Annotated in this window: 28 protein-coding genes; 16 read left to right on the top strand and 12 right to left on the bottom strand. The window is 45.7% G+C overall.

Annotated features, from left to right (window positions below; translation table 11 throughout):
- Positions 1-175: 175 nt before the first annotated feature.
- Positions 176-2797, bottom strand: a complete 2622-nt coding sequence (alaS, locus tag PV783_RS04700; protein ID WP_420987276.1) for an alanine--tRNA ligase — start codon at positions 2795-2797, stop codon at positions 176-178.
- Positions 2798-3147: 350 nt separating this feature from the next.
- Here alaS and PV783_RS04705 point away from each other — a divergent pair, with 350 nt between their 5' ends.
- The 3 genes from PV783_RS04705 (at position 3148) to PV783_RS04715 (ending at position 5282) form a co-directional block, all read left to right on the top strand.
- On the top strand, positions 3148-4119 hold the full coding sequence (locus tag PV783_RS04705; protein ID WP_079469870.1) for a M23 family metallopeptidase: 972 nt from the start codon (positions 3148-3150) through the stop codon (positions 4117-4119).
- A gap of 139 nt (positions 4120-4258) precedes the next feature.
- Positions 4259-4777 (top strand): MerR family transcriptional regulator, encoded by a 519-nt coding sequence (locus tag PV783_RS04710; RefSeq protein WP_235015921.1) that lies wholly within the window; start codon positions 4259-4261, stop codon positions 4775-4777.
- 10 nt (positions 4778-4787) lie between these two features.
- Entirely contained in the window at positions 4788-5282 is a 495-nt protein-coding gene (locus tag PV783_RS04715) for a thioredoxin domain-containing protein (RefSeq protein ID WP_079469869.1), read from the top strand.
- 225 nt (positions 5283-5507) lie between these two features.
- On the opposite strand, the gene PV783_RS04720 is transcribed toward PV783_RS04715, so the two are convergent.
- Entirely contained in the window at positions 5508-6614 is a 1107-nt protein-coding gene (locus PV783_RS04720; RefSeq protein ID WP_079469868.1) for a mechanosensitive ion channel family protein, read from the bottom strand.
- Between the two features lie 9 nt (positions 6615-6623).
- Complete coding sequence (locus PV783_RS04725; protein WP_420987277.1) at positions 6624-7769, bottom strand: amidohydrolase family protein; 1146 nt, start codon at positions 7767-7769, stop codon at positions 6624-6626.
- A 97-nt stretch (positions 7770-7866) separates the two neighbouring features.
- On the opposite strand from PV783_RS04725, the gene prfA reads away from it, so the two are divergent.
- The 3 genes from prfA (at position 7867) to PV783_RS04740 (ending at position 10602) form a co-directional block, all read left to right on the top strand.
- On the top strand, positions 7867-8931 hold the full coding sequence (gene prfA, locus PV783_RS04730) for a peptide chain release factor 1 (protein ID WP_079469866.1): 1065 nt from the start codon (positions 7867-7869) through the stop codon (positions 8929-8931).
- A 171-nt stretch (positions 8932-9102) separates the two neighbouring features.
- A complete protein-coding gene (locus PV783_RS04735) occupies positions 9103-9696 on the top strand; it encodes a hypothetical protein (RefSeq protein WP_420987278.1) in 594 nt (197 codons plus the stop codon).
- A gap of 300 nt (positions 9697-9996) precedes the next feature.
- The gene (locus PV783_RS04740; RefSeq protein WP_227024429.1) at positions 9997-10602 is read left to right on the top strand and encodes an OmpA family protein; all 606 of its coding nucleotides are present in this window, start codon (positions 9997-9999) and stop codon (positions 10600-10602) included.
- A 69-nt stretch (positions 10603-10671) separates the two neighbouring features.
- Here the strand turns inward: PV783_RS04740 and PV783_RS04745 are convergent, their stop codons facing one another.
- The 4 genes from PV783_RS04745 to PV783_RS04760 all read right to left on the bottom strand — a co-directional run bounded on the left by PV783_RS04745 (position 10672) and on the right by PV783_RS04760 (position 12671).
- Positions 10672-11064, bottom strand: a complete 393-nt coding sequence (locus PV783_RS04745; protein ID WP_420987279.1) for a VanZ family protein — start codon at positions 11062-11064, stop codon at positions 10672-10674.
- Between the two features lie 114 nt (positions 11065-11178).
- Positions 11179-11559, bottom strand: a complete 381-nt coding sequence (gene gcvH, locus PV783_RS04750; RefSeq protein ID WP_079469863.1) for a glycine cleavage system protein GcvH — start codon at positions 11557-11559, stop codon at positions 11179-11181.
- Positions 11560-11660: 101 nt separating this feature from the next.
- Complete coding sequence (locus tag PV783_RS04755; protein ID WP_079469862.1) at positions 11661-12323, bottom strand: peptidylprolyl isomerase; 663 nt, start codon at positions 12321-12323, stop codon at positions 11661-11663.
- Between the two features lie 9 nt (positions 12324-12332).
- A complete protein-coding gene (locus PV783_RS04760) occupies positions 12333-12671 on the bottom strand; it encodes a hypothetical protein (protein ID WP_079469861.1) in 339 nt (112 codons plus the stop codon).
- 287 nt (positions 12672-12958) lie between these two features.
- On the opposite strand from PV783_RS04760, the gene PV783_RS04765 reads away from it, so the two are divergent.
- The 5 genes from PV783_RS04765 to rsgA all read left to right on the top strand — a co-directional run bounded on the left by PV783_RS04765 (position 12959) and on the right by rsgA (position 17932).
- The gene (locus PV783_RS04765; RefSeq protein ID WP_374725569.1) at positions 12959-13918 is read left to right on the top strand and encodes an AAA family ATPase; all 960 of its coding nucleotides are present in this window, start codon (positions 12959-12961) and stop codon (positions 13916-13918) included.
- A gap of 60 nt (positions 13919-13978) precedes the next feature.
- Positions 13979-14845, top strand: a complete 867-nt coding sequence (locus tag PV783_RS04770) for a DUF58 domain-containing protein (RefSeq protein ID WP_079469859.1) — start codon at positions 13979-13981, stop codon at positions 14843-14845.
- Between the two features lie 24 nt (positions 14846-14869).
- Entirely contained in the window at positions 14870-15865 is a 996-nt protein-coding gene (locus PV783_RS04775; RefSeq protein WP_420987280.1) for a hypothetical protein, read from the top strand.
- Positions 15866-15894: 29 nt separating this feature from the next.
- Positions 15895-16905, top strand: coding sequence for a vWA domain-containing protein (locus PV783_RS04780; RefSeq protein WP_420987281.1), 1011 nt, complete (start codon positions 15895-15897; stop codon positions 16903-16905).
- 91 nt (positions 16906-16996) lie between these two features.
- Entirely contained in the window at positions 16997-17932 is a 936-nt protein-coding gene (rsgA, locus tag PV783_RS04785; protein WP_079469856.1) for a ribosome small subunit-dependent GTPase A, read from the top strand.
- Here rsgA and PV783_RS04790 read toward each other — a convergent pair whose 3' ends face one another.
- The 3 genes from PV783_RS04790 to PV783_RS04800 are packed head-to-tail and all read right to left on the bottom strand — an operon-like array spanning position 17933 to position 18821.
- Positions 17933-18079, bottom strand: a complete 147-nt coding sequence (locus PV783_RS04790; protein ID WP_159454295.1) for a hypothetical protein — start codon at positions 18077-18079, stop codon at positions 17933-17935.
- Between the two features lie 9 nt (positions 18080-18088).
- Entirely contained in the window at positions 18089-18238 is a 150-nt protein-coding gene (locus PV783_RS04795) for a hypothetical protein (RefSeq protein WP_159454294.1), read from the bottom strand.
- Positions 18239-18284: 46 nt separating this feature from the next.
- The gene (locus PV783_RS04800; protein WP_079469855.1) at positions 18285-18821 is read right to left on the bottom strand and encodes a gamma carbonic anhydrase family protein; all 537 of its coding nucleotides are present in this window, start codon (positions 18819-18821) and stop codon (positions 18285-18287) included.
- 92 nt (positions 18822-18913) lie between these two features.
- On the opposite strand from PV783_RS04800, the gene PV783_RS04805 reads away from it, so the two are divergent.
- On the top strand, positions 18914-20095 hold the full coding sequence (locus PV783_RS04805; RefSeq protein WP_420987282.1) for an aspartate aminotransferase family protein: 1182 nt from the start codon (positions 18914-18916) through the stop codon (positions 20093-20095).
- A gap of 16 nt (positions 20096-20111) precedes the next feature.
- On the opposite strand, the gene PV783_RS04810 is transcribed toward PV783_RS04805, so the two are convergent.
- Both PV783_RS04810 and PV783_RS04815 read right to left on the bottom strand, forming a co-directional pair.
- Entirely contained in the window at positions 20112-20504 is a 393-nt protein-coding gene (locus PV783_RS04810; RefSeq protein WP_420987283.1) for a hypothetical protein, read from the bottom strand.
- Between the two features lie 10 nt (positions 20505-20514).
- On the bottom strand, positions 20515-23022 hold the full coding sequence (locus tag PV783_RS04815; RefSeq protein WP_079469852.1) for a DUF5686 family protein: 2508 nt from the start codon (positions 23020-23022) through the stop codon (positions 20515-20517).
- A 135-nt stretch (positions 23023-23157) separates the two neighbouring features.
- Here PV783_RS04815 and PV783_RS04820 point away from each other — a divergent pair, with 135 nt between their 5' ends.
- From PV783_RS04820 to PV783_RS04835, 4 genes are read left to right on the top strand one after another with little or no spacing between them, the layout of a single operon-like run.
- A complete protein-coding gene (locus PV783_RS04820; RefSeq protein ID WP_111577049.1) occupies positions 23158-23796 on the top strand; it encodes a hypothetical protein in 639 nt (212 codons plus the stop codon).
- Between the two features lie 8 nt (positions 23797-23804).
- Positions 23805-24101 (top strand): winged helix-turn-helix domain-containing protein, encoded by a 297-nt coding sequence (locus PV783_RS04825; RefSeq protein ID WP_079469850.1) that lies wholly within the window; start codon positions 23805-23807, stop codon positions 24099-24101.
- A 54-nt stretch (positions 24102-24155) separates the two neighbouring features.
- Positions 24156-25475, top strand: coding sequence for a cell envelope integrity protein CreD (gene creD, locus PV783_RS04830; protein WP_420987284.1), 1320 nt, complete (start codon positions 24156-24158; stop codon positions 25473-25475).
- A gap of 8 nt (positions 25476-25483) precedes the next feature.
- Positions 25484-25846: a diacylglycerol kinase family protein gene (locus PV783_RS04835; protein ID WP_079469848.1), complete on the top strand. Its 363-nt coding sequence runs from the start codon at positions 25484-25486 to the stop codon at positions 25844-25846.
- Positions 25847-25850: the final 4 nt, after the last annotated feature.

Genomic DNA, 25850 nt, shown 5'->3' on the forward strand with positions numbered 1-25850 from the left:
CATCCATGCACTATCTATACTGTTAGCATGCACTCCTCATGCACTATTAATGCACTGTTAATGCACTCCCCATGCACTATGTCTTCATATATGAATGGAATAAATTATATGAACGGGGTAAAAAGAGAGGGCTGACCTAAAAGCCCAATAGACTTTTTGGCCAGCCCTCATCTTTTTATGCTGTGAGTAGTTTCTTTACCGCGGCAATTACCTGATCCAGTTTGTCTGTTTCCTGTCCGCCTGCTGTAGCAAAGGTTTTCTGGCCACCGCCACCACCTTTGATCAGCGGAGCAATGTATTCTTTGATGATCTTTGGGGCTTCCCATCCTTTGGATGTCACCAGTTTCTCATCTATACTGAGCGCCACGCTGGCTTTGCCACCAACATTGGCAACAAACAACAGTACATGATCCGGGATCTCGTTTTTCAGCTGGAAAGAAAGTTGTTTCAGTCCTTCCGCGTTGCCTACATTCACTACCTGGCCCAGGAAGTTAACGCCGTTGATATTTTCTGCCTGGTGGCGTATTACTGCTGCCAGTGCCCGTACTTTTTCCAGTTCCAGTGTTTCCAGTTGTTTTTCCAGGGAAGATTTATCCTGGATCAGTGTTTCTATGGATTTCACCAGTTCTTTCGGATTTTTCAGGGCGGCTTTAATTTCTTTCAGTTGCTGCAATTGCTCGTTAACGAAGGCTTCTGCCTTGGCGCCGGTTACGGCTTCCACGCGGCGTACGCCGGCGGCCACGGCTCCTTCTGAAACAAATTTAAACTGGCCCAATTCGCCGGTTGAGCTGATATGTGTACCACCGCAAAGTTCCACACTATAGGCGGGGTCTATGATTACCACGCGTACAGTATCGCCGTATTTCTCACCAAAAAGGGCCATCGCGCCCAGTTTCAGGGCTTCCTCCTTTGGAAGCTCACGGATCACTACCGGTATATTTTCGCGGATCTTTTCGTTCACAATGGTTTCTATCTGCGCCAGTTCCTCATCGGTTACTTTGGCGAAGTGGGAGAAGTCGAAACGCAGGGCATCTGCATTTACCAATGAACCTTTCTGTGCCACGTGTGTGCCCAATACCTGGCGCAGTGCTGCGTGCAGTAAGTGCGTGGCCGAGTGATGGCGCTCTGTATTATGGCGCTTATCTTTGGCTACGGCGGCTTTTACAGGAGCATCGGGCTGTGCGGGCAGTTTATCTGCAAAATGTATAGTGAGATTGTTCTCTTTTTTGGTGTCGGTAATATGAATTACTTCATCGCCGAAGTGCAAGGTACCGGTATCACCTACCTGTCCGCCGCTTTCAGCGTAGAAAGGCGTTTGGCCCAGTACCAGCTGGAACTGCTCTTTACCTTTTGCTTTCACGGTGCGGTACTTCAGCAGTTTGGTAGTGCTTTCCAGTTGTTCGTAGCCTACGAAAACGGAGTTGGGTGTTTCGTCGAGTATTACCCAATCGCCCATATCCAGTTCTGTAGCGGCGCGGGAGCGGTCTTTCTGCTGCTTCATGGCCACTTCAAACCCTTTCTCATCGACGGTAAAACCATTTTCTGATGCAATCAGGTTGGTCAGGTCCAGGGGAAAGCCGTAAGTATCATTCAATTCAAAAGCAGTAGCTCCATCGATCGATTTAGTAGGAGCTTGCTGCATGAAGTCTTCAATACGACGAATCCCACTTTCCAGTGTACGGAGGAAGTTATTTTCTTCCTCAAACACTACTTTCTTCACAAAGTCTGCCTGTTGTTGAAGTTCCGGGAATACATGTGAAAACTGTGCTGCCAGTACAGGAACCAGTTCGTGTAATAATGGTTTTCTAACATCAAGGAAGGAATAATAATACCTGACTGCTCTGCGGAGAATACGACGAATTACATATCCTGCTCCGTTGCTGGCAGGGAGCTGTCCATCTGCAATGGTAAATGAGATAGCCCGGACGTGGTCAGCTATTACGCGGAAAGCCACATCTTTTTTATCATCACCGAATGTATATTTCTTGCCGGTCAACCCCTCAGCAAAGTGAATAGTGCCTGTAAACAGGTCCGTATCATAATTGGAGGTTTTGCCCTGTAGTACTCTTACCAGGCGTTCCAATCCCATACCAGTATCTACATGTTTTGCCGGTAAAGGTACCAGAGAACCGTCTTTTTGCCGGTTAAACTGCATAAATACATTATTCCAGATTTCTATAACCTGGGGATGATCTGCATTTACCAGCGTTTTTCCGTCTACAAGTTTCCTTTCCTCTTCAGGACGACAGTCTACATGTACTTCAGAGCAGGGGCCGCATGGACCGGTATCACCCATCTCCCAGAAATTATCTTTTTTATTTCCTAACAGGATGCGGTCTTCCGCAATATGTTCTTTCCAGAAATCAAATGCCTCCTGGTCTTTAGGCAGGTTTTCTTTTTCATCTCCCTCAAAAACAGTTACATAGAGTTTATCTTTTGGGATTTTATATACTTCTGTGAGCAGTTCCCAGCTCATGGCAATGGCTTCTTTCTTAAAATAATCGCCAAAGCTCCAGTTACCGAGCATTTCAAACATGGTATGGTGGTAAGTATCAATCCCTACTTCCTCCAGGTCATTTTGCTTGCCGCTTACCCGCAGGCACTTTTGCGTATCAACCACCCTTTTGTTGGGAGGCACCCTGTTGCCCAGGAAGTAATCCTTGAACTGGTTCATACCCGCGTTGGTGAACATCAGGGTGGGGTCGTTTTTAATAACGATAGGGGCAGATGGGACAATCTGGTGCCCTTTTGACGCAAAAAAGTCCAGGAATTGCTGTCTTATTTCGGATGCTGTCATAAATATTGATACGAATTAATATGTATTTTATATCTTATAAGCCATAACCGGTTAGGGGCTTGTAGTTGTATTTCAAGCCCTTATGAAGTAGTTAGAAAATTGACAATCAAAAGGTTGATGTTTTAATCTAATTACAGTAGGTTTGTGCGCCTTATTTTCCCGCCGTGTTAAAGGGAGTGCAAAAATATCGAAACCTGTATGATTATGCAAAACAGGTTGTGTTACCCGGCAAAAATAGTTAAGTGGGAAAAGAAATGCCAACGATACCCATCCATAAGTTTGTACCTCGTGAAATAAATCGGCTGTCATAGCGTTCACTGCACTATGGCGCATAAAGTACACCCTGGTGCATGAAGAAGGTTAAATATTTTTATAATACCCAAACATTAAAATACGAGAAGCTCGTGGTTTCCCTGCGGGTAAAAATCCTGAGAATACTAGGGTTTGTGTCTGCGGCTATCGTGACCGGGGCTATTTTTCTTTCTGTGGCATACCGGCTGGTTGACTCTCCAAAAGAGAAATCGCTTCGCCGCGACCTTGAAGGTATGAAGGAAAAATATGATGCGTTGCAGGGCCGGATGCGGGAGGTAAAGGGAAAACTGGCCGAGCTGGAAGACCGTGACAATGAAATTTACCGGGTGATATTTGAAGCTTCTCCTATCCCGGACAGTACCCGGATGGGTAAAGTTAAGCGGGATGAAGAAGCCGCCCAGCTGCAATCCTTTGCCAGCAGCGAGATTATCGCCTCTACCTCCGTACTCCTGAAAGAACTCAATAACCGTGTAAAAGCGCAGGAAGAATCTTACAACGAAATTGATAAGATGGTGAAGAACAAACAGCAGATGCTGGCCTCCATTCCTGCCATCCAGCCGGTTTCCAATAAAGATCTTAAACATATTGCCTCCGGTTTTGGTTACCGGATCGATCCTATTTATAAAACCATGAAATACCACGCGGGGCTCGACTTTGCTGCGCCCAGCGGCACGCCTATCTATGCCACCGGCGACGGTGTTATCGAAGAGGCCAGCCTGAGTGATGTGGGTTACGGCAACCACGTGATTGTACGACATGGATATGGCTATAAAACCCTTTACGGCCACATGCTCCGCATGAAGGTAAAAGCCGGACAGGCAGTGAAACGCGGCGATGTATTGGGTTGGGTAGGCAGCACCGGCAAATCTACCGGACCGCACTGCCATTACGAAGTCATTAAAAACGGGGATAAGGTAGACCCGGTGTATTTCTTCTTTAATGATCTTACCCCGGAACAGTTTGACCGGATGCTCAAAATGGCCAGGTCGGGAAACCAGTCGTTTGACTAAAGTTATTAGCTTTTAGCTAGTTGCGGGCTTTCCGTAAGTTGTCTAAACCCAAAAAATGAGGTCTGAATGTTACAAGCTACAAGCTAAAAGCTTAACTTCATCTTTGTAAAAGATATTTGTCACCTCGTTTTTTACTACGATGCACCAGCTAGACCTTTTTTCGACATCTGGAGTACCGCATCCCACAGAAGCTGCGGTAACAAGACCAGTTAAAGTAAAAGCAAAGGCCAGCAGCAAGAAAGCTGCCGTAGCAACCACCATACCTGGGAAAAAACGGGGGCGTAAATCATTGAAAGAGTTATCGGAGGACCCGGATCTGATTATGGAATTGGATAAATTGGTATTGGATAAACAGTATTATTCGATCAGTGAGGTTGCAGCCATGTTTAAGGTGAATACATCGCTGATACGTTATTGGGAAAATGAGTTTGATATACTGCAACCTAAAAAGAACCGGAAGGGCGACCGCCTTTTCCGGCAGGAAGATATTCACCACCTTAAATTAATCTACCATTTACTGCGGGAACGAAAATATACGATAGAAGGCGCCAAGCAAAAACTGAAAGAAGATCATAAGCTGGCCGCCCGTAATTTTGAAATGGTACAGGCTTTGCTAAAGGTACGTGGTTTCTTAACGGAACTGAAAGATCAATTATAAAAACAACATTATGCGATTGAAAACATTACTACTGGGTGGTGGCCTGTTATTCTCATCCCTGGCATGGGCACAGAACGAAACAGTACTGAAGGGCAAGATAGATATGAAAACACTGATGAATGACACCTCCGCAACGTGGTTCTACAAAGGTGTAAACAGCTACCAGCCTAACGACAATATGCTGAACTATATTAAAACCAACCGCGCCAACTTCAACATGGTAGTGGTAATGGGTACCTGGGACAATACCAGCCGCGAGGTAGTACCAGCGTTATATAAAGTAATGATCACCGGCGGCAGCCCTGACGAACAGATTGTAATGTTTGCTGCAGATAAAAAACTGCAAACAGATGCGCCGGTAGATTATAAAGTAAAGAAATTACCTACTATCATCGTATTTAAAGATGGTAAAGAAGAAGGCCGTATCGTAGGTGCGCCGAAAGAATCAATAGAGGCTGATATTTCCCGCATTCTGCTGAGCAGCACGAAGAAGGAAAAGGAATAATCGCCTTCGGCGATGGAAATTGTCTTGGAGCAGGATTACGCCGATTAACCGTGATTTCATTGATTTTACTTTTGAGATTTTTTAAAAGATTAGGGGAGATAGAAACGAAAATATTCGATTCTATCTCCCCTAAATATTTAAAATCAAACCTGATCAAATCAGCGTAATCACGGTTAATCGGCGTAATCCTGCTCCAAGACAATTTCCATCGCCGAAGGCGATCTTTTACTCCGCCCGCAGGTCGCTTAGCGTAACGGTTGTAGAGGTAGTAGGCAGCTTGAGTTCACGCGCCTCCATCAGTTTGATTACACCAAGATTCACCGTTTCTCTTAACGCATTATACTGGGCGCCATCAATAATATACGTGTTAAAGATGATCTGGATCACGTAAGTATCTTTGGTAAAATCATTCAGGTTTACCGTAGGATTTTCCAGTACGTTAGAATTGTTGTTCAGCATTTGCCGTACATCCTGTAAAAATAACAGCAGGGTGTCTGCCGGTGTATCCGTTCCCAGTTCCAGCTTTAAAGCCACCCGTTGCTGGGTACGCAGGGAAAGATTATCCAGGATACTGTCCACCATTTTTTTGTTGGGAACCGTAACGAAAGTCTTTTCCAGTGTACGGATACGCGTACTGCGTAAACCAATTTTTTCTACAGTCCCCTGCCAGGAGTCCACCTTAACGTTGTCGCCTACACGGAATGGTTTGTCAAAGAAGATAATAAAGGAGCCGATCAGGTTTTCTATACTTTCCTTCGCTGCTAATGCAAGGGCGGCCGCACCTATTCCCAAACCGGCAATGATCTTTTCTACCAGCCCCGGTCCGAAAAGGATGCGGATGAAGGCAATGGCGCCCATGATAAATATAATGGCCTTGAAAAAATCGCGGAAGAAAATAATGAACTGGTTATCGGTTTTATCTTCTGTGAGATCGGCTTTCTTTTCCAGTACCAGGGCGATGAAATCGATCAGCCGCAGCATGATCCAGATAATGCTCATACTCAGGGCCAGGCTCAGTAAGGTATTGGTAACATCATGCAGCGTTGCCTTGTTATAAATATGTACATTAAGAACCTGCGGAAAGGTAAATCGGTCGATGGTGAGCATGAAGGTGACCAACAGGAAAAAATATTCCAGGGGCCGCAGTAACAGGCTGATAAAGTCTTTTTCTTCAATTTGCGGCGACCAGTGTCTTACCAGCCGGAACAGGATGGTGGCGAGTCCTTTTGAAATATACCGTTTGATAATAAATACAAACAATAAAACGCCGATCAATATCAGGTAATCCTGTACGGGGTTGTCTAAAATTACTTTGTTTAAAAACTCGTTCATAAGTTACAGCTAAATAATTCTACTGCTTTCCTGGTTAATCAATATTACACCTGGCTTACTGCCGGTGTTAAAACTGCCATAGGTGTCCTGTATGCCCAGGGCCTTTGCGCCGTTAAAAGTAGCCCATTGCAGTATTTCTTCCAACGGAATCTCCGGAAAATACTGACGGATGGTTTTTATTTCCTCCCAGATAGACAGGTGGTGATTGGAAGCGAGGCTGTCGGTACCCAGCGTGATATTGCATTGTTGCTGCCGGAATTGTTGAATATCCGGTAAGCGGTTTTCGATGTAGAGGTTCGCCTGCGGGCAAAGGCACCACCAGGTTTCCACGGGTTGTTGTTGTGCAAAACGGATATCGGCTTCGGAGGTAAAAGTGTTATGTACCAGCAGGATTTTATTCCGGGAGAAATAAGGCAGATAAGCTTCCAGGCTGTTGGTACCGGTAGGTTGGAAGCCACTGATATCCATGCCGAAGTGCTGGTAAAAAGAAAGGAACTCCCCTGTTTTTTGCTGATACAATTCATTTTCAGCCGGTGTTTCCTGGTTGTGGATAGATACCGGTGCGTTGTGCGGTGTACCGGCCAGTAGCCCGAACAGGGCGTTGCTAACCGAATACGGAGCATGCGGCACAATGGAACAGCTGTGGTGGGAGCCATTGATTTCCCGGAACGATGCCAGTACGTCCATACTATACTGGTAGCGGCTATTAGCGCCTGCGGGCGCTACGCCCATACATTCCACAAAGGTGTGGTAATACATTCTGCCCTGCTGTTTCTTTACGAGCGTGGCGGTGCTATTGCAGATATCACCTACCGCGGAGATGCCGCTTTCCCACATTTCCTGTTCGGCCTTGTCTATAACAGCGTCATAGTTGCCGGTAGCCTGGTTCCTGGATTGCATCACCTGGGTAAGGAATGCCGGCAGGCCGGTTTTTTCCGGAATTACCCCTTTCATGTGGGATAATTCCAGGTGGCAATGGGTATTTACAAACCCCGGGCATAGTATTCCATCCAGTTCCCTGACATCGCCGCCGGCGTCAGATTCGGCTACAATGCCCGTCACTACGCCATCTTCAGCAAGTATCAATACTTTTCCGGGCCCCAGCAGATGCGTACCGTTAAATATATCTTTTCCCTTTAATTTGATCTGTTTCAATTACCTGCTGTTTAATTAAGTTAATGGTGTTAATTTTGCAACCCGATTGGCAGTATCATTTCCGGTTGGAAAGGGTACTCAAAAGTCAAATATAATTATGATAGACAAACTGGAAGCTATAAAAGGTCGTTTCGAGCAGGTATCGATGGCGCTTACCAACCCGGCGGTTGTTAGTGATAACAAGAAGTTTGGTCAGCTCAGCAAGGAATACCGGCAGTTGGAAAAGATCGTGAAGGCATATGATGCCTACCGTAAATTGCTGGATAATATTGCATTTAACAAAGAAGTGCTGGACAGTGGCGACGATGAAATGCGTGAACTGGCCAAAGCCGAAACGGAAGAATTGCAGGAGCAGAAAACAGCCCTGGAAGCAGAGATCCGCAACCTGCTGATACCAAAAGATCCACAGGATGAAAAGAATGCCATCCTTGAAATACGTGCCGGTACCGGTGGCGATGAGGCGAGTCTTTTTGCGGGAGACCTGTTCCGTATGTATCTCCGTTTTTGTGAGCTCAAGGGCTGGACCACCAGTTTGCTGAGTGAAAATGCGGGATCTGCGGGTGGTTATAAGGAAATAGTGATGGAAGTAAACGGTGATGATGTATATGGTACCCTGAAATTTGAATCGGGCGTACACCGGGTACAGCGTGTACCGGCTACAGAGGCTTCCGGACGTGTGCATACTTCGGCGGCTACCGTAGCGGTGTTGCCGGAAGCGGAAGAAGTGGATGTGGATGTAAGAGAGGCTGATATTAAAATGGATACCTTCCGTTCCTCTGGTGCGGGTGGTCAGCACGTAAATAAAACTGAATCGGCCGTGAGGTTAACGCATATCCCTACCGGTGTGGTAGTGGAGTGCCAGGAAGGACGCAGTCAGCACTCTAACCGTGAAATTGCAATGAAGATGCTACGTACCCGCATATACGAAGCAGCGGTGCGCAAGCATGAAGATGCCATTGCCTCCCAGCGTAAAAGCCTTGTATCTACCGGCGACCGGTCCGCTAAAATACGTACCTACAACTATCCGCAGGGGCGTGTAACGGACCACCGTATTGGTATGACCGTATATAATATGGACGCTTTTATGAATGGAGATATTAAAGATATGATAGACGCCCTCCAGTTTGCAGAAAACGCGGAGAAACTGAAACAGGGCAGTTAATAATTACCGGTTTTAAATTTGTGGAAAGTGACGGCTATCCCCTTGCTGTTATCTTTCCACAAATTTTCTACAGGTTAATTTCGTAATCACACAAAATATCCTACATTTAGTCAGCGGTCACAAGCCGTAGCACTAAAGGAAAACCTTTTCTTCCCCCTAAATCATCATCAAATGTTAGAGCAATTAATGGACCTTGTCCGCGAAAATGCCCAGGGTACTGTGGTAAACAACCCTGCTATTCCTAACGAACAGAATGAAGCCGTAATAGGCGCTGCCACTTCTTCTATCGCAACAGGTTTGCAGCAGGAACTGGCCAGTGGTAACACGGAAGGTGTGTTGTCTTTGCTGGGTGGCGCCGGTAGTGATACCTCTGCTGCTAATCCTGTGGTAGGAAATATCTCCAACAACTTTATCGGCACACTCCTGGAGAAATTTAACCTGGATAAAGGTACGGCCACACAGCTGGCGGCTACCCTGATCCCAACGGTATTAGGCTCCCTGGCAAATAAAACAAAAGATCCTAACAATAGCAGTTTCAGCCTGGATGGTATCCTGAACTCGCTTACCGGTGGCTCCGCACAGGGACTTAACCTGAACGGCATACTGGGCGGCCTTTCCGGCGGCCTCGATAAAAACGGCGACGGGCAGGTTAACCTGGATGATTTAAAGAGCCTGTTATCAAACGGAGCCCAGCAGCAACAACAGCAACAACAGGCTGGCGACGGCGGCGGTATCGGCGGATTATTAAAAAATCTGCTTGGCTAATCTTTTTCGCCACTTCGATTGTTGTATAGTCGTATGCGTTACCTTTGTATGCCCAATTATTGTTATGTGATTTATGCCTGCAGTTTTTTTATTGCCTGTTTATTTCTACTGATCAATATGTTGTGCACGCTAAATCAAGTTGGCAAACTATTTGCGTACAAGTTTTTCAATTAGTTTTGTCAACGGAATTAATGCTAAAAAACCTTCATGTCTAAATTTATTATGATGAAAAAAATCAATGTTCTGGTAGCTTTGGTCTTGTCTGCAACCATGTTGTTCAGTTGTAAAACCTGGCAGAGCATGGACAATACTAAAAAAGGTGCTGCAATTGGTGTTGGTGGCGGAGCTGCCGCTGGCGCTGTAATTGGTAAAGTAGCCGGTAATACCGCATTAGGAGCTATTATTGGTGCTGCATTAGGTGGTGCCGGTGGTGCTTTGATCGGTAAAAAAATGGATAAACAGGCACAGGAAATAAAAACAGAAGTACCAAATGCGACTGTAGAACGTGTGGGTGAAGGTATCAACGTAACATTTGATGCAGGTGTGTTATTTGGTTTTGATAAGTCTAACCTGTCTGCCGTAGCACAGGACAATATCAAGCAACTGGCTGTTATCCTGAACAAGTATCCTGACACTTATGTACGTGTGGAAGGCCATACCGACGACAAGGGTACAGATGAGTACAACATGGGTTTATCTGAAAGAAGAACCAAGAGTGTAATGGCTTATCTGGAAGCACAGGGTATTGCCAAGAGCCGTATCCAGGGATTCTGGTATGGTGAATCACAACCTAAAGTGCCAAATGATTCAGACGCTAACCGCGCTACCAATCGTCGTTGTGAGTTCTCTATCTTCGCAAATGATAAAATGAAAAATGACGCGAAGAAAGAAGCTGGTCAACAGTAATAAAAATATTAAGAACACTTATTTCTCATAAGCAGATATACATTCCCCCCTGGTTACAGGGGGGATTTTTTATTTATCCAGGTTGTTGAAGAACAGGGATCTGACAATTTTAAATACCCATACGCCGGCGATAGCGCCCAGGGTATCGGCCACCACATCATACATATCAAAGCTGCGGCCAATGGCCCAGTATTCCTGGATAAACTCTATTGCAAGACCATAACCGGCTGCACATACCACCAGCAATGCGAGGGTGCCCGCAGAGATGTATTTTTTTTGCCGGTAGATACCGAGGCTCAGAAATAAAACAATGCCTCCAAACAGGCCGAAGTGAACAAACTTATCAAAATGGATTCTGTCAAAAAATGAGTTGGAGGGAATATCTTTCCCGGGCAGGGTACACAAAACAAGGATCAGGATGATCCATAGAATAGCTGGCATGTAATATCTCAGGAGTTTCATGATCCTTTTTTTAATTAACGGGTTACTTTACTGCTAGTAAAAAGGACAACAGGCTGACCGTTCAATAACGTAGCCTGTTGTCCTTTCTTATATAAAAGATTATTTTGGTCGGAATTATTCACCTACCAGCGCCTGGTAAGCAGCAGCATCCAGCAGACCTTCTACATCAGCGGGGTTGTTAACGGTTACTTTCACCATCCAGCCTTCACCATAAGGATCCTGGTTTACCAGCTCCGGAGAGCCATCCAGTGCGGGATTCACTTCACTAACGGTGCCTGCAACCGGCATAAACAGATCAGATACTGTTTTTACTGCTTCTACTGTACCAAATACTTCTTCGGCGTTTACTGGCTTGTTCAATGAATTGATATCAACGAAAACTATATCGCCTAATTCGCGTTGTGCAAATTCAGTTATACCGATGGTAGCTACGTTACCTTCTAATAAAATCCATTCGTGATCCTTTGTGTAACGCAGATTTGACGGAAAATTCATATCAAGTTTGATTTTGAGCCGTAAAAATACAGAAACTATTATGATTTTGACGGGAAGCTATCCTAAATTTTGACTTTCCCCGGACATGGTATTTTTTTTATTTAGAAGATCAACCATTTCTTCATGACACGGATCTTCATGGGCATGTCCTGCAGTGGTCTGTCGTGACTGTCGGTTTTAAGTGCGGCGATTTTATCGATCACGTCCATGCCTTTAATCACCTGGCCAAACACGGTATAGTTCTGATCGAGATGCGGGCTGCCGCCTGCTGTTTTGTATACCTGCCGCTGATCCGTTGGTATTTTGCGGCCTTTAAGTCTTGTTTGCTCCAGTTTATCCAGTTGCTCATCGGTAAACACTTTACCCTGCACAATGTAGAACTGGCAGCCGGAAGAGGCTTTGTCGGGGCGGTCTTCCCGGGCCGCTCCCAGTGCGCCTTTGCGATGGAATAAGTCCAGTTGGAACTCCGGTGGAATAGTATAGCCCACATCGCCGTTGCCCAGCGTATCGCCGGGATGGGCGTGTTTGGAATCCGGATCGCCGCCCTGGATCATAAAGTTCAGGATAACACGGTGAAACAACGTGCTGTCGTAAAAGTGTTGCCTGGCCAGCTTTATGAAATTATCCCGGTGTTTCGGGGTTTGATCATATAACCGGATGATCATAGTGCCATAAGGGGTCGTTACTTTTACTTTCCGGTCTTTGGCAATGCCCGGGCCAACAATCAGCAAAAAGAGGGTACAAAGGAGTAGCAGTTTCTTCATAAAGGTGTATTAGGCTTCTTCGTGACCGGCAAAGTAAGCAATTACGTGTTCTTTCAGAAAGGTTTCCTGTTCCATCATTTCCATTTTTGGAACGGGTTGTAACTCCTTGAAATGCGGCCATCCGTCTTTATCATAGCCATCCAGCTCAAAGTAGCCGCTCTGGCTCAGCAGCGTGCATACGGCCACGTGCATCAGGTCCTGTTTCTGTTCTTTGGTATATTTCTTCTTTAAATTATTTATTTCATTTACGCCGATGAGGAACAGAATAGCTTCCATATTGGGCTTTTTACCAAACCTTTCGGTAAGCATATCTTCTACCGGTTTCCAGCGCTTCTCAAAATCTTCCATATTACTGTTGCTTTTAAATTGTTGACGTTTTGCCAACGGCTTATTCCCCGCAAAGGTACGTTATAGGGAAAAATATTATATAAATATGCCGGGCTTTATTAATTTAGGCAGCGCCATTGAATGATTATTAGCCGGAAATGAGCCATAGTGGCAAGTTTAACAGCATTTTAACGGCCCATTCACATAGTGATAAGTTTTATTTGACCAGAGAATGTTTATTTTAGCACACCTGAAAAATTATTAGCATGGAAAATACATCGTCCGACATCCGGCAACTGAATGAGAAGATTCACCAGGCAAGCGCCTTCGTGGACCTGCTCACAATGGAGTTAGGTAAAGTAATTGTTGGCCAGCGTTATATGGTGGAGAGACTGCTCATCGGTTTGCTGGCCCAGGGCCACGTACTGCTGGAAGGCGTACCCGGTCTGGCAAAAACATTGTCTATCAAGTCCCTGTCGTCCGCTATCAACGCAAAATTCAGCCGTATCCAGTTTACGCCTGACCTGTTGCCTGCGGATGTGATAGGTACCATGATCTATAACCAGCAGAAGAACGAGTTTGTAGTACGCAGAGGTCCCATCTTCGCCAATTTTATCCTGGCGGATGAGATCAACCGCGCCCCGGCAAAAGTACAGAGCGCCTTGCTGGAAGCCATGCAGGAAAGACAAATCACCATCGGCGATACTACTTTCAAACTGGACGAGCCCTTCCTGGTACTGGCCACCCAGAACCCGATTGAGCAGGAAGGTACCTACACCCTGCCCGAAGCACAGGTAGACCGTTTCATGCTGAAAGTGGTGATTGGTTATCCTACCAAAGAAGAAGAAAAACAGATCATCCGTCAAAATCTGAACCCGGAACTCTCCGCTCCTATCCGTCCCATTATCCATCCCTCCGATATCCTCGAAGCGCGTAAACTGGTAAGGGAAGTGTATATGGATGAGAAGATCGAAAAATATATTCTCGATATTGTTTTTGCAACCCGTAACCCGGAAGAATACAAACTCAATAAACTGAAACCGCTTATTGCATATGGTGGTTCGCCAAGAGCCAGCATCAACCTGGCCTGGGCAGCCAAAGCCTACGCTTTCATGAAGCGCCGCGGCTATGTGATTCCGGAAGATGTACGCAATATATGCTTCGACGTTATGCGTCACCGTGTAGGATTAACCTATGAAGCAGAAGCGGAAAATGTTACCAGCGAAAATATCCTGAGTGAAATCCTGAACGCAGTAGAAGTACCATAGCAGCTGAAAAGCTGCCGGACCGGGCATTTATTCGTAATTCGTAACTCAAAATTTTTCCCATTGGATACGGCTGAAATATTAAAAAAGGTAAGGCAGATAGAGATTAAGACGAAAGGGCTTACCAACCACATATTTGCGGGAGAGTACCATAGCGCCTTCAAAGGCCGCGGTATGTCATTCAGCGAAGTAAGGGATTATCATTTTGGTGATGATGTGAGGTCTATCGACTGGAATGTAACAGCACGGTTCAACCATCCTTTCGTAAAGGTTTTTGAAGAAGAAAGAGAACTTACCGTAATGCTGCTGGTGGATATGAGCGAAAGCTCTTCCTTCGGTACCAAAAAGCAGGATAAACGTGACCTGATCACGGAACTGTGCGCTGTACTCGCTTTTTCTGCCATCAAAAATAATGATAAGGTGGGCGTTATCTTTTTCAGCGATGGGATGGAGAAATATATTCCGCCAAAAAAAGGTAAATCGCATATTCTTTTCATCATCCGTGAACTACTATCGTTTACGCCTAAACGAAAAGGAACCAATATTAAAGAAACCCTGCGTTTCTTTAACAACGCTACAAAAAAACGCAGCATCGTTTTTATGCTGAGCGATTTCTTATCCGGAAATTACCAGGATGCATTGAACATCGCCGCCAAACGGCATGATGTAGTAGGCGTACAGGTATACGATCAGCGGGATAAAGACCTGCCCCCGGTAGGACTGATCCAGGTGGCAGACGCTGAAACCGGCGCTACACAATGGGTGGATACCAACGACCGCCGCGTGCGCCAGTATTATGAGCAGCAATTCCTGCAACATTCACAATATTGCAAAAATGCCTTTATGAAAAGTGGCGCAGAATTAGTGAGCGTACGTACCGACGAGGACTATGTGAAAGCACTGCAAACATTTTTCCTGAACAGGGCATAAGATTTAAAGGAGAGCAAATTAAACATGTATAAACAAGAAGTTATAAGGCGTATATTTTTATGTTGCATACTGGGGTTGTTATTTCCTTTCTCCCTGCTGGCACAGCAGGGAGTGGATGTAACCGCCAAAGCAGATACCAACAGTATCAGGATAGGTGAGCAGATAAAACTGCAGCTTACCGCTACGCTGACAGCGCAACAGTTTAAGGACGCTAACTTTAAAGTGCTCTTCCCGGTATTACCCGATTCACTGGACCATTTTGAAGTGGTAACCCGCTCCAATCTTGATACACTGGTAAACCAGGATCAGCATATCCTTCATCAGACTTTTACTCTCACCAGTTTCGACTCCGGCCATTGGGAAATTCCTCCCATGCGTTTTGAAGTTTTCAGCGGCGCCAACGCTACTCCCGATTCAGCCGTTACACTGCCCATCGGCATAGATGTAAACACCGTGGCGGTTGATACTACGAAAGCATTCAAACCTATTAAGGAAATAAAAGGCGTAGCCTGGAGTATCTGGGACTATTGGCTGTATATTGTAATAGGCGCTGCTGCTGTGCTCATCATCGGCGGCCTGATATGGTATCTGCGTACCCGTAAAAAAACGGAACCGGTTATAAAAACACCAACCGTTTCCCCGTACGAAATTGCCATCCAGGAGCTGAAAGCGCTGAAGGAAGAGAAGGTATGGCAACAGGGAGATATTAAACAATACTATACCCGGTTAACAGATATCCTGCGTACCTACTTTGAGCACCAGTTCAGCATTGCTGCACTGGAGCAAACCAGCGAGGAATTACTGCAGAATATTAAACCGGTGACTAAGCTGAACCAGCAAAGAGACAAACTGCGTTCCCTGTTGGCGATTGCGGATCTGGCAAAGTTTGCCAAATTGCAGCCAACGGCAGATGAACACCAGGAATGTATGCAGAAGGCCGAAGAAATCCTGGAGTGGACCAAACCGAAAACTGGTGCGGCAGAAGAAACCGGTACTGATGCCACTCTGGAGAAAGCATAAAGTCAGCATGGATCTTAATTAAAAAATTGATGAATTTTTCAACCTGGAAAAATATTGAATTTGCCTACCCGGTTTTCCTGTGGCTTTTGCTGCTGGTACCGGTGTTGATATACTGGTACTTTGCCCGGCGCAGGGGCCGGCAAAGTGTAATGATGGTATCTTCCATTGAAGGTTTGAAAGGACTGCCGGTATCCTGGAAGGTACGTTTCAGACCTTTGTTACTGGTGCTGCGTATCCTGGCAGTGATTGCACTGATTGTAGCACTGGCAAGACCACAAACTTCCAATACCTCTGAAAGCATCGACAGCGAAGGGATCGACATTGTAATGGCCATTGATATTTCCGGCAGTATGCTGGCGGAAGACCTGCAGCCCAACCGTATGGAAGCAGCAAAGAGAGTGGCCTCCGACTTTGTGGATAAACGCATCAGCGACCGTATCGGGCTGGTGGTATTTTCCGGCGAAAGCTTTACGCAATGCCCGATCACCACTGATCATGCCGTGCTGAAAAACCAGATCATGCAGGTGAAAAGCGGCATGTTGCAGGATGGTACGGCCATTGGAATGGGGCTCGCTACTTCAGTAGACAGGTTGCGTAACAGTCATGCTAAAAGTAAAGTGATCATCCTCCTTACAGATGGAGTGAATAATACCGGCCTGGTAGATCCGCTCACCGCGCTGGAAATAGCCAAGGCATTCAAGATCCGTGTATACACCATTGGCGTGGGTACCATCGGTAAAGCGCCGTTTCCTATGCCGATGTCTGATGGCAGCGTGCAGATGGTGATGCAGGATGTGCAGATCGACGAACCACTGATGAAAAAGATCTCAAAAGAAACCGGTGGTAAATATTTCCGGGCAACCAATACAGACGATCTGAAGAACATCTACGGTGAAATTGACCAGCTGGAAAAAACAAAGGTGGAAATTACTTCCTATAAACGTTTTGCAGAACATTTCTTCCTGCTGGCGATGATTGCGTTAGGCTGCATCCTGCTGGAAACAGTGCTGCGGTATACTCTTTTCAAGAGCCTGCCATAAATAAACGGAGGGGAAAGCCTTCCCCTCCGCATACAGCCTCCGTAAAACAAAATTCGCGTACCTTTGGTGATCTTATAAATATCCAAACGTATTGCAAGCAACAGTATATAAATCAACGGGAAGCTGGTATGTGGTTAAAACGGCCACTGGTGAAACATTTCAGGCGAGGATGAAAGGTATTTTCAAAAAGAATGAAGATATTACTTCTACCAATCCTATCGCTGTAGGCGATGTAGTGGAAATTGTGGAAGACGATAGCGATGCCAACGCCAAAAATGCCATGATAACCGAAATAGGCTCCCGGAAGAATTATATCGTGCGCAGTTCTCCCCACGGTAAAAACAAAAAACACATTGTAGCGGCTAATATGGACCAGGCGATGCTGGTGTGCACCGTAAAGGAACCCCGGACCTCGCAGGGCTTTATCGACCGTTTCCTGGTTACTGCGGCAGCCTATCACATCCCGGTGATACTGGTTTTCAACAAGCAGGATATTTATAAAGAGAAGGAAAACGAAAAGTTTGAAGAACTGGAAGAACTGTACAGCAGCATCGGCTACCAGGTATTACTGATTTCTGCGGCGAACGGCAACGGTGTAGATACCGTGAGGGCGCTGCTGAAAGATAAAACCACTTTAATGGCCGGCCATTCCGGTGTGGGTAAATCTTCCCTGATCAATGTGCTGATGCCTGGCCTCGACCTGCGTACCAAAGCGGTGAGCGGCTGGAGTGGTAAGGGATTACACACTACCACTTCTGCTGAAATGTACGACCTGCCTTTTGGCGGTTGTTTGATAGATACCCCCGGCGTCAGGGAATTTGGGATCGTGGATATTCCCAAGCCGGAACTCTCCCACTATTTCCTTGAAATGCAGCCTTATATTGCCCAATGCCAGTTTAATAACTGTTTGCATATCAATGAGCCCGGCTGTGCGGTGAAAGTAGCCGTAGAGGAAGGGCATATTGATGTAGACAGGTATGTGAGCTATGCTACCATCCTGGAAACCATTGAGGAAGAACAGTACTGATCAGCCTTTTCCGGGTTTACCCAATTCGTCCAGCACTTTTTCTGCTCCCCAGTTCCGTTTGGGTTGCGGACAGCCTTTTTTCTGTGTTCTGCAGGCAGTAAAGCCTATGATGATGGCCATCAGGGCCAGTGGGATAACTTTGCGCATAGGATAGGTTTAAAACAGGCGCATTTGTTTGCCTGCCTTACGGTTTTGTTGCTTTATTTCTTTCGTGTAGTAGTTGGAGGCAGGGCATCCTGTTTTCTGCGATGAACAGCTGGCAAACAGGATGCTTCCCAATATCAGCAGGCATACGGGTATTTTCATAGGAGGATATTTGCCTGCAATATAACATTTTTTTGTAAGATGATTATTAAGGCGCTTTTACTTCTTCTGCGTTCTGGTACCAGGACGCGTACATGCTGTAGTTTTTGGAAATGCGGTTGATTTCCCCGCTGATGAGGGCCATATCAATATCTTTCACTTTACGGGCAGGCACACCGGCGTAAATGGTGCCTGGTTCCACATGCGTATCGCTCAGTACAACAGCGCCGGCAGCAATGATGCTGTTGCTGCTTACACGGGCATTATCCATCACAATGGCGCCCATTCCTACCAGCACATTATCCTCGATAGTACAGCCATGCAGAATGGCATTATGGCCAATAGATACATTATTGCCCACAATCGTTTTGGTTTTCTGATAAGTACAGTGAATCACCGCACCATCCTGTACGTTCACATTTTCGCCGAGGCGGATGCTGTTTACATCGCCGCGAACAACAGCGTTGAACCATATCGTGCAACCTTTACCCATTACTACATCCCCTACTATGGTAGCATTGGGGGCAACGTAACAGTCTTCAGGAATTTGAGGAGTAACTCCGTTCAGTGGAATAATGTGCGCCATAATTAAATGTTTTAGTGCTTATGTTACAAATATAACAATTACTAATTAGCAGTTGTTTTCTAACTTCGCAAAGAACAGAGCAGTTTAGTGATATGAATAACAGGCAACTTTTTTTGCAGCACGTAGCGCAAACCTCCGACGCTCCTCTGGCATTGGAGATCGTGAAAGCGGAAGGCATGTATATGTGGGATGTAAACGGAAAAAGGTATCTCGACCTTATTGCCGGTATCAGTGTGTGTAACGTAGGACATTGCCATCCAGCCGTTGTAAAGGCTATACAGGAACAGGCGCAGCAATATATGCACCTGCTGGTGTACGGCGAGTTTGTACAATCGCCGCAGGTGGCCTTTGCCAGCCTGCTTACCCAACATCTTCCGGAACAGTTAAACTGCGTATATTTTACCAATTCAGGAGCTGAAGCCGTGGAAGGCGCCATGAAGCTGGCCAAACGGTACACCGGCCGCCCGGAAATAGCTGCTTTTAACCGTAGTTATCATGGTTCCACACAAGGAGCGCTGAGTATCCTCGGGGATGAATACTGGCGCAACGCCTACCGGCCTTTGTTGCCGGGTATTCAACACCTGGAGTATAATAATTTTGAATCACTGGAACTGATCACTGAAAGAACCGCCGCCGTGATTGCGGAAAGTGTGCAGGCAGAAGGCGGCGTAATCGCGCCACAACGGGAATGGCTACACGCATTAAGAGATAAATGTTCCGCTACCGGTGCCCTGTTGATACTGGATGAAATTCAGTGTGGTTTTGGGAGAAATGGTACGCTGTGGGCTTTCGAACAATTTGGGATTGTGCCTGACGTATTACTGCTTGGTAAAGCCCTCGGCGGAGGCATGCCTTTGGGCGCGTTCATCGCCTCCCGTGAAATTATGTGGACGCTGACCAACAATCCTGTATTAGGCCATATCACCACTTTTGGCGGCCACCCGGTAAATTGCGCCGCGGGCCGTGCAGGCTTCCAGGCGCTGCTGGACCAGGACTTGTTGAAAGATGTGAATGCAAAAGGGCAGTTGTTCCTGGATCACCTGAAACATCCGGCTATTAAATCGGTGCGTTCATTAGGATTAATGATGGCAGTAGAGTTTGAAAGCTTCCCGGTAAATAAAAAAGTAATTGATTATTGCATCGATAAAGGAGTACTCACGGATTGGTTCCTCTTCGCTGCGGAATGTATGCGCATTGTGCCTCCGCTGATTATTACCCCCGAAGAAATTAAATGGGCATGCAGCGTTATCTGCGAAGCAGCCGATAATATATAGTACCTGTTCGCTTTATTCAGGAATTCAGCCGGCTTAAAGAAAGGGTAACACGTTTGGCAAACAGCTCTATGGCATCGTTTCCGAGGAAAGATAAATAGTAATAGTATTTGCCTTGTGCGGTTATTTCGTGAAGGTTGTTGTTAAACTTAAACTGCCCCCGGTAGAAGCTTGTCAGCGAAGTACTACCGCTGCTTTTTTCGGGCAGAATGGTGAAACAGGTAATAGTGGTTTGATAAAATTCGAGAATGATTTTATAGTCATCATTAATAAATCTCAACTGTAATTTTTTCTCTGCCCCATCCAACTGCATTTTGATGCATTGATAGTCATTTTCCAGATCGTAAGAGCTGCCGTCTATTTCTCCCCGCAGTATACATTCAAACAGCGGGGTATGTGTTACATCTTTCATGAGCAGCAGGTTAAAACTGTAATTTGAAACTACCGAATACGCCAAAACGTTTGTTGGCAGGTTCTCCCGGTGTTACATCCGGTGTTACTCTCCAGATAAAATCTACCCGCAGGAATTTAAAAATATTTTCTATGCCGGTACCCAATTCGAGGTACGGATCACCCTGTAATGTTTTGAATGCAAAACCGTTGTTGAGGTTCAGTTGTTTGTTGGATTCAGACAAGGAACCTATTACGCCTTTGGCAGTCCAGAACTGGCGCCATTTCAGTTTTTTAATTAATGGGATATAACCAAAGATACCATTGCCAATGGTATGTTCTACGTTAAAGCCCGCGTATTGATCGCTGATGAACTCAAAACGGTTCATCATGTTAAAAGCATACTTATTGTAGTAATAAATTTCGTTACCGGGATGTACTTCAAGTGAAGTATAAGGTACGGTACCAAAAATTTTACCACCAAAAACATTATAGTAGAAGGAGCCGAAAGGCGGCAGCTTTACATAATCTGATACGCTGAGCGTAAGGCGCTGATATTGTTGTCCGCTGTTGGCTATGCCGGGTATACCTGCAGCAAATTTCAGTTCCGCGATGGGGTATTTGCTACCCAAACTGATCCGGTAATAATTTCCTTCCAGGAATTGTTCATGGAAGGCATAGCGGAATTTCAGCTCTACTTCCATGCTGGTGAGCGGATCGCGGCCATTGGGCGCTTTCGGATAAAACGCAGCAGTAGGCAGCGGCTCGTAGGGTCTTACCTGTTTGTGCGTCAGTGATATCTGGTGGGAGAAACCGCTGTAATATTCTTTGAAGAATTCAAAGCGTTTTTCATTCACCATTAAAAATTTCTGCGGCACGCCATTTTTCCGGATGGCAAGGGTAAAGATGTTATCGGTACCTACTTCATCATAATAGTGCGTGCCATTGTCCAGGTCTTTCGTGAAAGACGCATACAGATAGGAACGCGGATGTCTTTTCAGCAGCCACAGAGCAGACATCTTCCCTTTATACACGTGATCTGAGAAGCCATAGGCCAGGTAGCCATACAGGTACAGATCTTTATGGAACTGTGGAGTGGTACCGAGGTCCAGTCTTAAACGGAAGCCTTCCAGCCTGTTTTGGGAAAACAGGTAATAGTAAGGTCCCCATTCAATAGGGCCAAAAGGTTTATAGCCGGTAGCCAGGAACCGGATGGTGTTTGAATAGCTCCGGAAGAGCGGCATTTTCTGGAGGGTATCCACCATTTTATAGATGCCTTCTTCGTTTTTGCTGAGGTTTTCCGGGCGGTTGTCCATCCAGAAAGAATCTTTCCGGGCCCTTGCACTATCCAGCACTACTACATTTTCAGGAAATTTTTTATTACTGAAGATGTTGGTCGCGGCGGTATCATTCGTTACTACGTCATCATAAGTCGTGGTTTTACGACCTATGAAATCAAACGTTTTCCCCGGCTTGGGGCTTGGCGCCCAGAAGTCGGCAATAAATTTATCTTTATACAGGAACCAGGAGCTGTCGGGCAGTTGCCGGAACTCCTGTACCATACTGATTTTGCGGACGAAGTTAATGTTGGCGTCACGGGGCACCGACAGCGTAGTTTTCTGTACGGCATAGGTGGTATCATGTACCCAGATATCACCTATAAAAGTATTTTCTCCTTTGCGTTTAGGCGTGAAGTTTAGTTTAATAAACCGCTGGCTGTTCACGTATTGCGTATCTGCAATGGAGTAATCGTAATAGAAGGCGCCGTTGTGGTGAATGGGACTTACAAACTGTTTATCGAATACCGGGATGAAGTTGTCGTAAACATTTACGTTCTGATACATCCCACCCAGGAATTTGGTTACGCTTTCATTATCTATGCCGGAGGTCCGGGCAGCTTTGATTATTTCTTTCGTTTTGCGTGGGTTCGACTGGAAGTAGTAATCCGACAATGTTTCCGTGAGGAATATAGGTAGAAAAGGTTTGTCTTCAGAGGTACTGTCTATGTTATCAAGAATAAACGCAAAGGGTTTGGTGAAGCGGTTTCTCCCAAGTTTCTCTTTGTTGAGATTCTTCATATCCAGCTCCAGTTTATTATACACCTCGTATTTGTAGTTATCAAGGCGATTATAATTGTTCTCCGGTTTATGCTTAACAATCTGTTTAAGGAGAATGAGTGCCCAGTTTACGTTGGCTTTCACCTCGTATGTTTTCAGGGAAACATCTGAGCGGGTTACCTCAAAGTTGATGACCTGTTCTTTCTGTTCTTTGTTAACCGGCAGTTTAAGGATGTTATATCCCATTACCCTTACCAGTAATGAATCTGATGGGATAACATTTAGTTCGAACAGGTATTTCCCTTCCGCGTTGCTAACCATACCTGTTTGGGTATGCACAAACTGAAGAGTGGCGAACGGAATGATTTCCTGTGAGTGCGCGTCTCTGACCACTCCACTAACCTTGTACTGCTGCGCCATCAAACCCGAACCCCAACCGCTTACGCCGATGATTATTGCTAATATTCTTTTCCAGCCAACCATATCTGACAACAATATTATATTATTTATTGCGATTCTGGACAATCACTATCCTCTAGGTAACGCAGTTATAACAAAAAATTATATTTTGTGATTCGGATTTTTCTGTTAGCTTTGTATTGCAAAGTACTTTTTTGTATGACAGACCAACAACATCTGGAGGCATTAACAGACATTAAGCGGATGATGGAACGCAGCAGCCGTTTCATTTCGCTGAGTGGATTAAGCGGTATCTCCGCCGGTATCTGCGGCCTGATCGGGGCATTTATCGCCAATATGTGGCTGAATGAATATTATTTCAGGTGGAACACCACGGGGGTACATAATCATGCAGATTTCATCGTGCTGAAGTACCGGTTAATTGTTTTGGGATTCTCTGTATTAGCGGCGGCACTGATAGCGGGCACTTTTTTCACCTGGCGCAAAGCGAGAAAAAATAATTTACCCATCTGGGATTTAACCTCGCGGAAGGTGCTGATCAATACAGCGATTCCTTTGGCAGCAGGTGGTGCTTTTATAGCGGGTTTATTATTTAATCACCTGGAAGGACTGATAGCTCCTACCTGCCTGGTATTTTACGGGTTGGCCATTATCAATGCCAGCAAATATACTTTGCCGGATGTAAGGTACCTGGGAATCTGTGAAGTTGTTCTCGGTATACTTAATCTTTTCTATTTGAACTACGGTCTTTATTTTTGGGCTATAGGTTTCGGTTTACTGCACATCATTTACGGAACATTGATGTGGTGGAAATATGAACGGAAAGGGACAGTTTAATCAATCGCATGAACCCGATAGGTAACTTAAATAAGATTTTCGAGAGCCGTATACGCCTGGGCGTTATGAGTGTATTGATGGTGAACGAGGAAGTAAATTTCAACGATCTCAAACAGATGCTGGAAGTAACCGATGGCAACCTGGCATCACATCTCAATACACTGGAAGAAAACGGCTATCTCAAAGTGCATAAGGGCTTTATTGGCCGGAAAACCAATACGACCTATGCTATTACCGCGGCTGGCGAAAAAGCTTTCAAAGGCCATATCGCCGCACTTGAGCATATGATCAAATTCACTAAATAAATTTTTTTTGTCTTTTTACTTTGAAACACAAAGTGCTTTCTAAAAATAAAAAATATGGAACCTTCAACAAACGGATCTCCTTCTTTCTTTGACCGCTACGCCTACGCTATTAAAGCGATTATCATTTTTGTATTGATGCTGATACTACTCGTGCCGGCGGCCCTGATTCAAAACATCATCTGGGAACGCCGCGACCGGCAAAATGAAGCCACCCAGGAAATCAGCAGCCGCTGGGGAGGCGAACAGAATATTACAGGACCGGTGCTGGCCATTCCGTATAAACCAGGAACCAGCGAAGCAACCTATGTGTATCTCCTGCCGGATAGCTTACGGATCAACGGGGAGTTATTACCGGAGAAATTACACCGCGGTATTTTCAATGTAGCCGTATACAACGCCAGGTTGCAGCTGAGTGGCACATTTAACCGCAATGAGCTGTTGTCGCTTAATATCCCTCCTTCCGCCTTAGATTGGGAACATGCGTCAGTACTCATTGGCATCAGCGATTTACGTGGCATCGGGAACCAGGTACAGATGATGTGGAATGGTAAATCCTATGCGTTTAACCCCGGTTTGGTCAGCAAGGACCTGTTTGATAACGGGATCCAAACGCCGGTATCAGTTACCCCCGGCGACGCCCTGGGTGGTAACTTCTCCCTGGAGCTGGGTATAAAGGGCTCCGGCCGGATCAGCTTCTCTCCCGTTGGTAAAACAACCACGGTAGGTATTAACTCCAGCTGGACCGATCCCGGATTTGACGAAGCCTTCCCCCCGAAAACCCGCAGGGTGGATGAAAAAGGTTTTGCTGCCACCTGGCAGGTCCAGCACCTGAACCGCAACTATCCCCAAAGCTGGGAAGGCAAAAAGTTTAACATCCATTCCGCCGATTTCGGGATTAAGCTGTTTATGCCTGCCGAAAGCTACCAGATGTCTATGCGGGCGGTAAAGTATGCCGTCATGATCATTGGGTTAACTTTTTTTGTTTTTTATTTTATTGAGCTGTCACAACGCCGCGCCCTTCATCCATTGCAATACGCCCTTATCGGGTTAGCCCTTTGTATTTTTTATACCCTGCTCATCTCTATCTCAGAACAAATTAACTTTATGATGGCTTATGTTATTGCCAGTGTGCTCACAATAGGTCTGATTATTGCATATACGGCTGCTGCCTTTAAAAGCAGGCGCATTGCAGCCGGCATAGGGGCTACACTTGCTATCCTTTATGGATTCATTTATGTGATTATCAGTGCAGAAGATCAGGCGCTGCTCATGGGAAGCTTAGGACTCTTTATCATCCTCGCCCTGATCATGTATTTCAGCACCACTATCAAATGGGATAAATTAGGACAGAAAAACACCAATATCCAGCAATAAAAACAAACATGGGAAACTCTTATATCAGCAAACGGTTGGCCAGCTTCGGATACGCATTTAGTGGTATTGCCGCTTTCCTGCGCAGTGAGCCACATGCGCGTATTCATGCCCTCGCTACCATTGTGGTGGTGGCAGCCGGTTGCTGGTATAAAATAGCAACGCCGGAATGGATTTGGATCATTCTCGCCATTACATTGGTGTGGATTACAGAAATGCTTAATACAGTTATAGAAAAAATAATGGATCATCTTTCGCCGCAGCTGCATCCCAAAGTGAAATTCATCAAGGATGTAGCGGCCGGCGCTGTACTGGTAGCGGCCATAGCAGCCGTTATTATCGGGGCTGTCATATTTATTCCCTACATATTTTAATTTG

Origin of the sequence: Chitinophaga sp. CC14 (assembly GCF_048957795.1) — a bacterium.
Classification (GTDB): domain Bacteria; phylum Bacteroidota; class Bacteroidia; order Chitinophagales; family Chitinophagaceae; genus Chitinophaga; species Chitinophaga ginsengisegetis.

Bases quoted from the DNA above. Each gene is read 5' to 3' on its own strand.
- alaS (WP_420987276.1), bottom strand. From the start codon at position 2,797: ATGACAGCATCCGAAATAAGACAGCAATTCCTGGACTTTTTTGCGTCA.
- PV783_RS04705 (WP_079469870.1), top strand. From the start codon at position 3,148: ATGAAGAAGGTTAAATATTTTTATAATACCCAAACATTAAAATACGAG.
- PV783_RS04710 (WP_235015921.1), top strand. From the start codon at position 4,259: ATGCACCAGCTAGACCTTTTTTCGACATCTGGAGTACCGCATCCCACA.
- PV783_RS04715 (WP_079469869.1), top strand. From the start codon at position 4,788: ATGCGATTGAAAACATTACTACTGGGTGGTGGCCTGTTATTCTCATCC.
- PV783_RS04720 (WP_079469868.1), bottom strand. From the start codon at position 6,614: ATGAACGAGTTTTTAAACAAAGTAATTTTAGACAACCCCGTACAGGAT.
- prfA (WP_079469866.1), top strand. From the start codon at position 7,867: ATGATAGACAAACTGGAAGCTATAAAAGGTCGTTTCGAGCAGGTATCG.
- PV783_RS04735 (WP_420987278.1), top strand. From the start codon at position 9,103: ATGTTAGAGCAATTAATGGACCTTGTCCGCGAAAATGCCCAGGGTACT.
- PV783_RS04740 (WP_227024429.1), top strand. From the start codon at position 9,997: ATGGACAATACTAAAAAAGGTGCTGCAATTGGTGTTGGTGGCGGAGCT.
- PV783_RS04745 (WP_420987279.1), bottom strand. From the start codon at position 11,064: ATGAAACTCCTGAGATATTACATGCCAGCTATTCTATGGATCATCCTG.
- gcvH (WP_079469863.1), bottom strand. From the start codon at position 11,559: ATGAATTTTCCGTCAAATCTGCGTTACACAAAGGATCACGAATGGATT.
- PV783_RS04755 (WP_079469862.1), bottom strand. From the start codon at position 12,323: ATGAAGAAACTGCTACTCCTTTGTACCCTCTTTTTGCTGATTGTTGGC.
- PV783_RS04760 (WP_079469861.1), bottom strand. From the start codon at position 12,671: ATGGAAGATTTTGAGAAGCGCTGGAAACCGGTAGAAGATATGCTTACC.
- PV783_RS04775 (WP_420987280.1), top strand. From the start codon at position 14,870: ATGTATAAACAAGAAGTTATAAGGCGTATATTTTTATGTTGCATACTG.
- PV783_RS04780 (WP_420987281.1), top strand. From the start codon at position 15,895: ATGAATTTTTCAACCTGGAAAAATATTGAATTTGCCTACCCGGTTTTC.
- PV783_RS04790 (WP_159454295.1), bottom strand. From the start codon at position 18,079: ATGCGCAAAGTTATCCCACTGGCCCTGATGGCCATCATCATAGGCTTT.
- PV783_RS04795 (WP_159454294.1), bottom strand. From the start codon at position 18,238: ATGAAAATACCCGTATGCCTGCTGATATTGGGAAGCATCCTGTTTGCC.
- PV783_RS04800 (WP_079469855.1), bottom strand. From the start codon at position 18,821: ATGGCGCACATTATTCCACTGAACGGAGTTACTCCTCAAATTCCTGAA.
- PV783_RS04805 (WP_420987282.1), top strand. From the start codon at position 18,914: ATGAATAACAGGCAACTTTTTTTGCAGCACGTAGCGCAAACCTCCGAC.
- PV783_RS04810 (WP_420987283.1), bottom strand. From the start codon at position 20,504: ATGAAAGATGTAACACATACCCCGCTGTTTGAATGTATACTGCGGGGA.
- PV783_RS04815 (WP_079469852.1), bottom strand. From the start codon at position 23,022: ATGGTTGGCTGGAAAAGAATATTAGCAATAATCATCGGCGTAAGCGGT.
- PV783_RS04820 (WP_111577049.1), top strand. From the start codon at position 23,158: ATGACAGACCAACAACATCTGGAGGCATTAACAGACATTAAGCGGATG.
- PV783_RS04825 (WP_079469850.1), top strand. From the start codon at position 23,805: ATGAACCCGATAGGTAACTTAAATAAGATTTTCGAGAGCCGTATACGC.
- creD (WP_420987284.1), top strand. From the start codon at position 24,156: ATGGAACCTTCAACAAACGGATCTCCTTCTTTCTTTGACCGCTACGCC.
- PV783_RS04835 (WP_079469848.1), top strand. From the start codon at position 25,484: ATGGGAAACTCTTATATCAGCAAACGGTTGGCCAGCTTCGGATACGCA.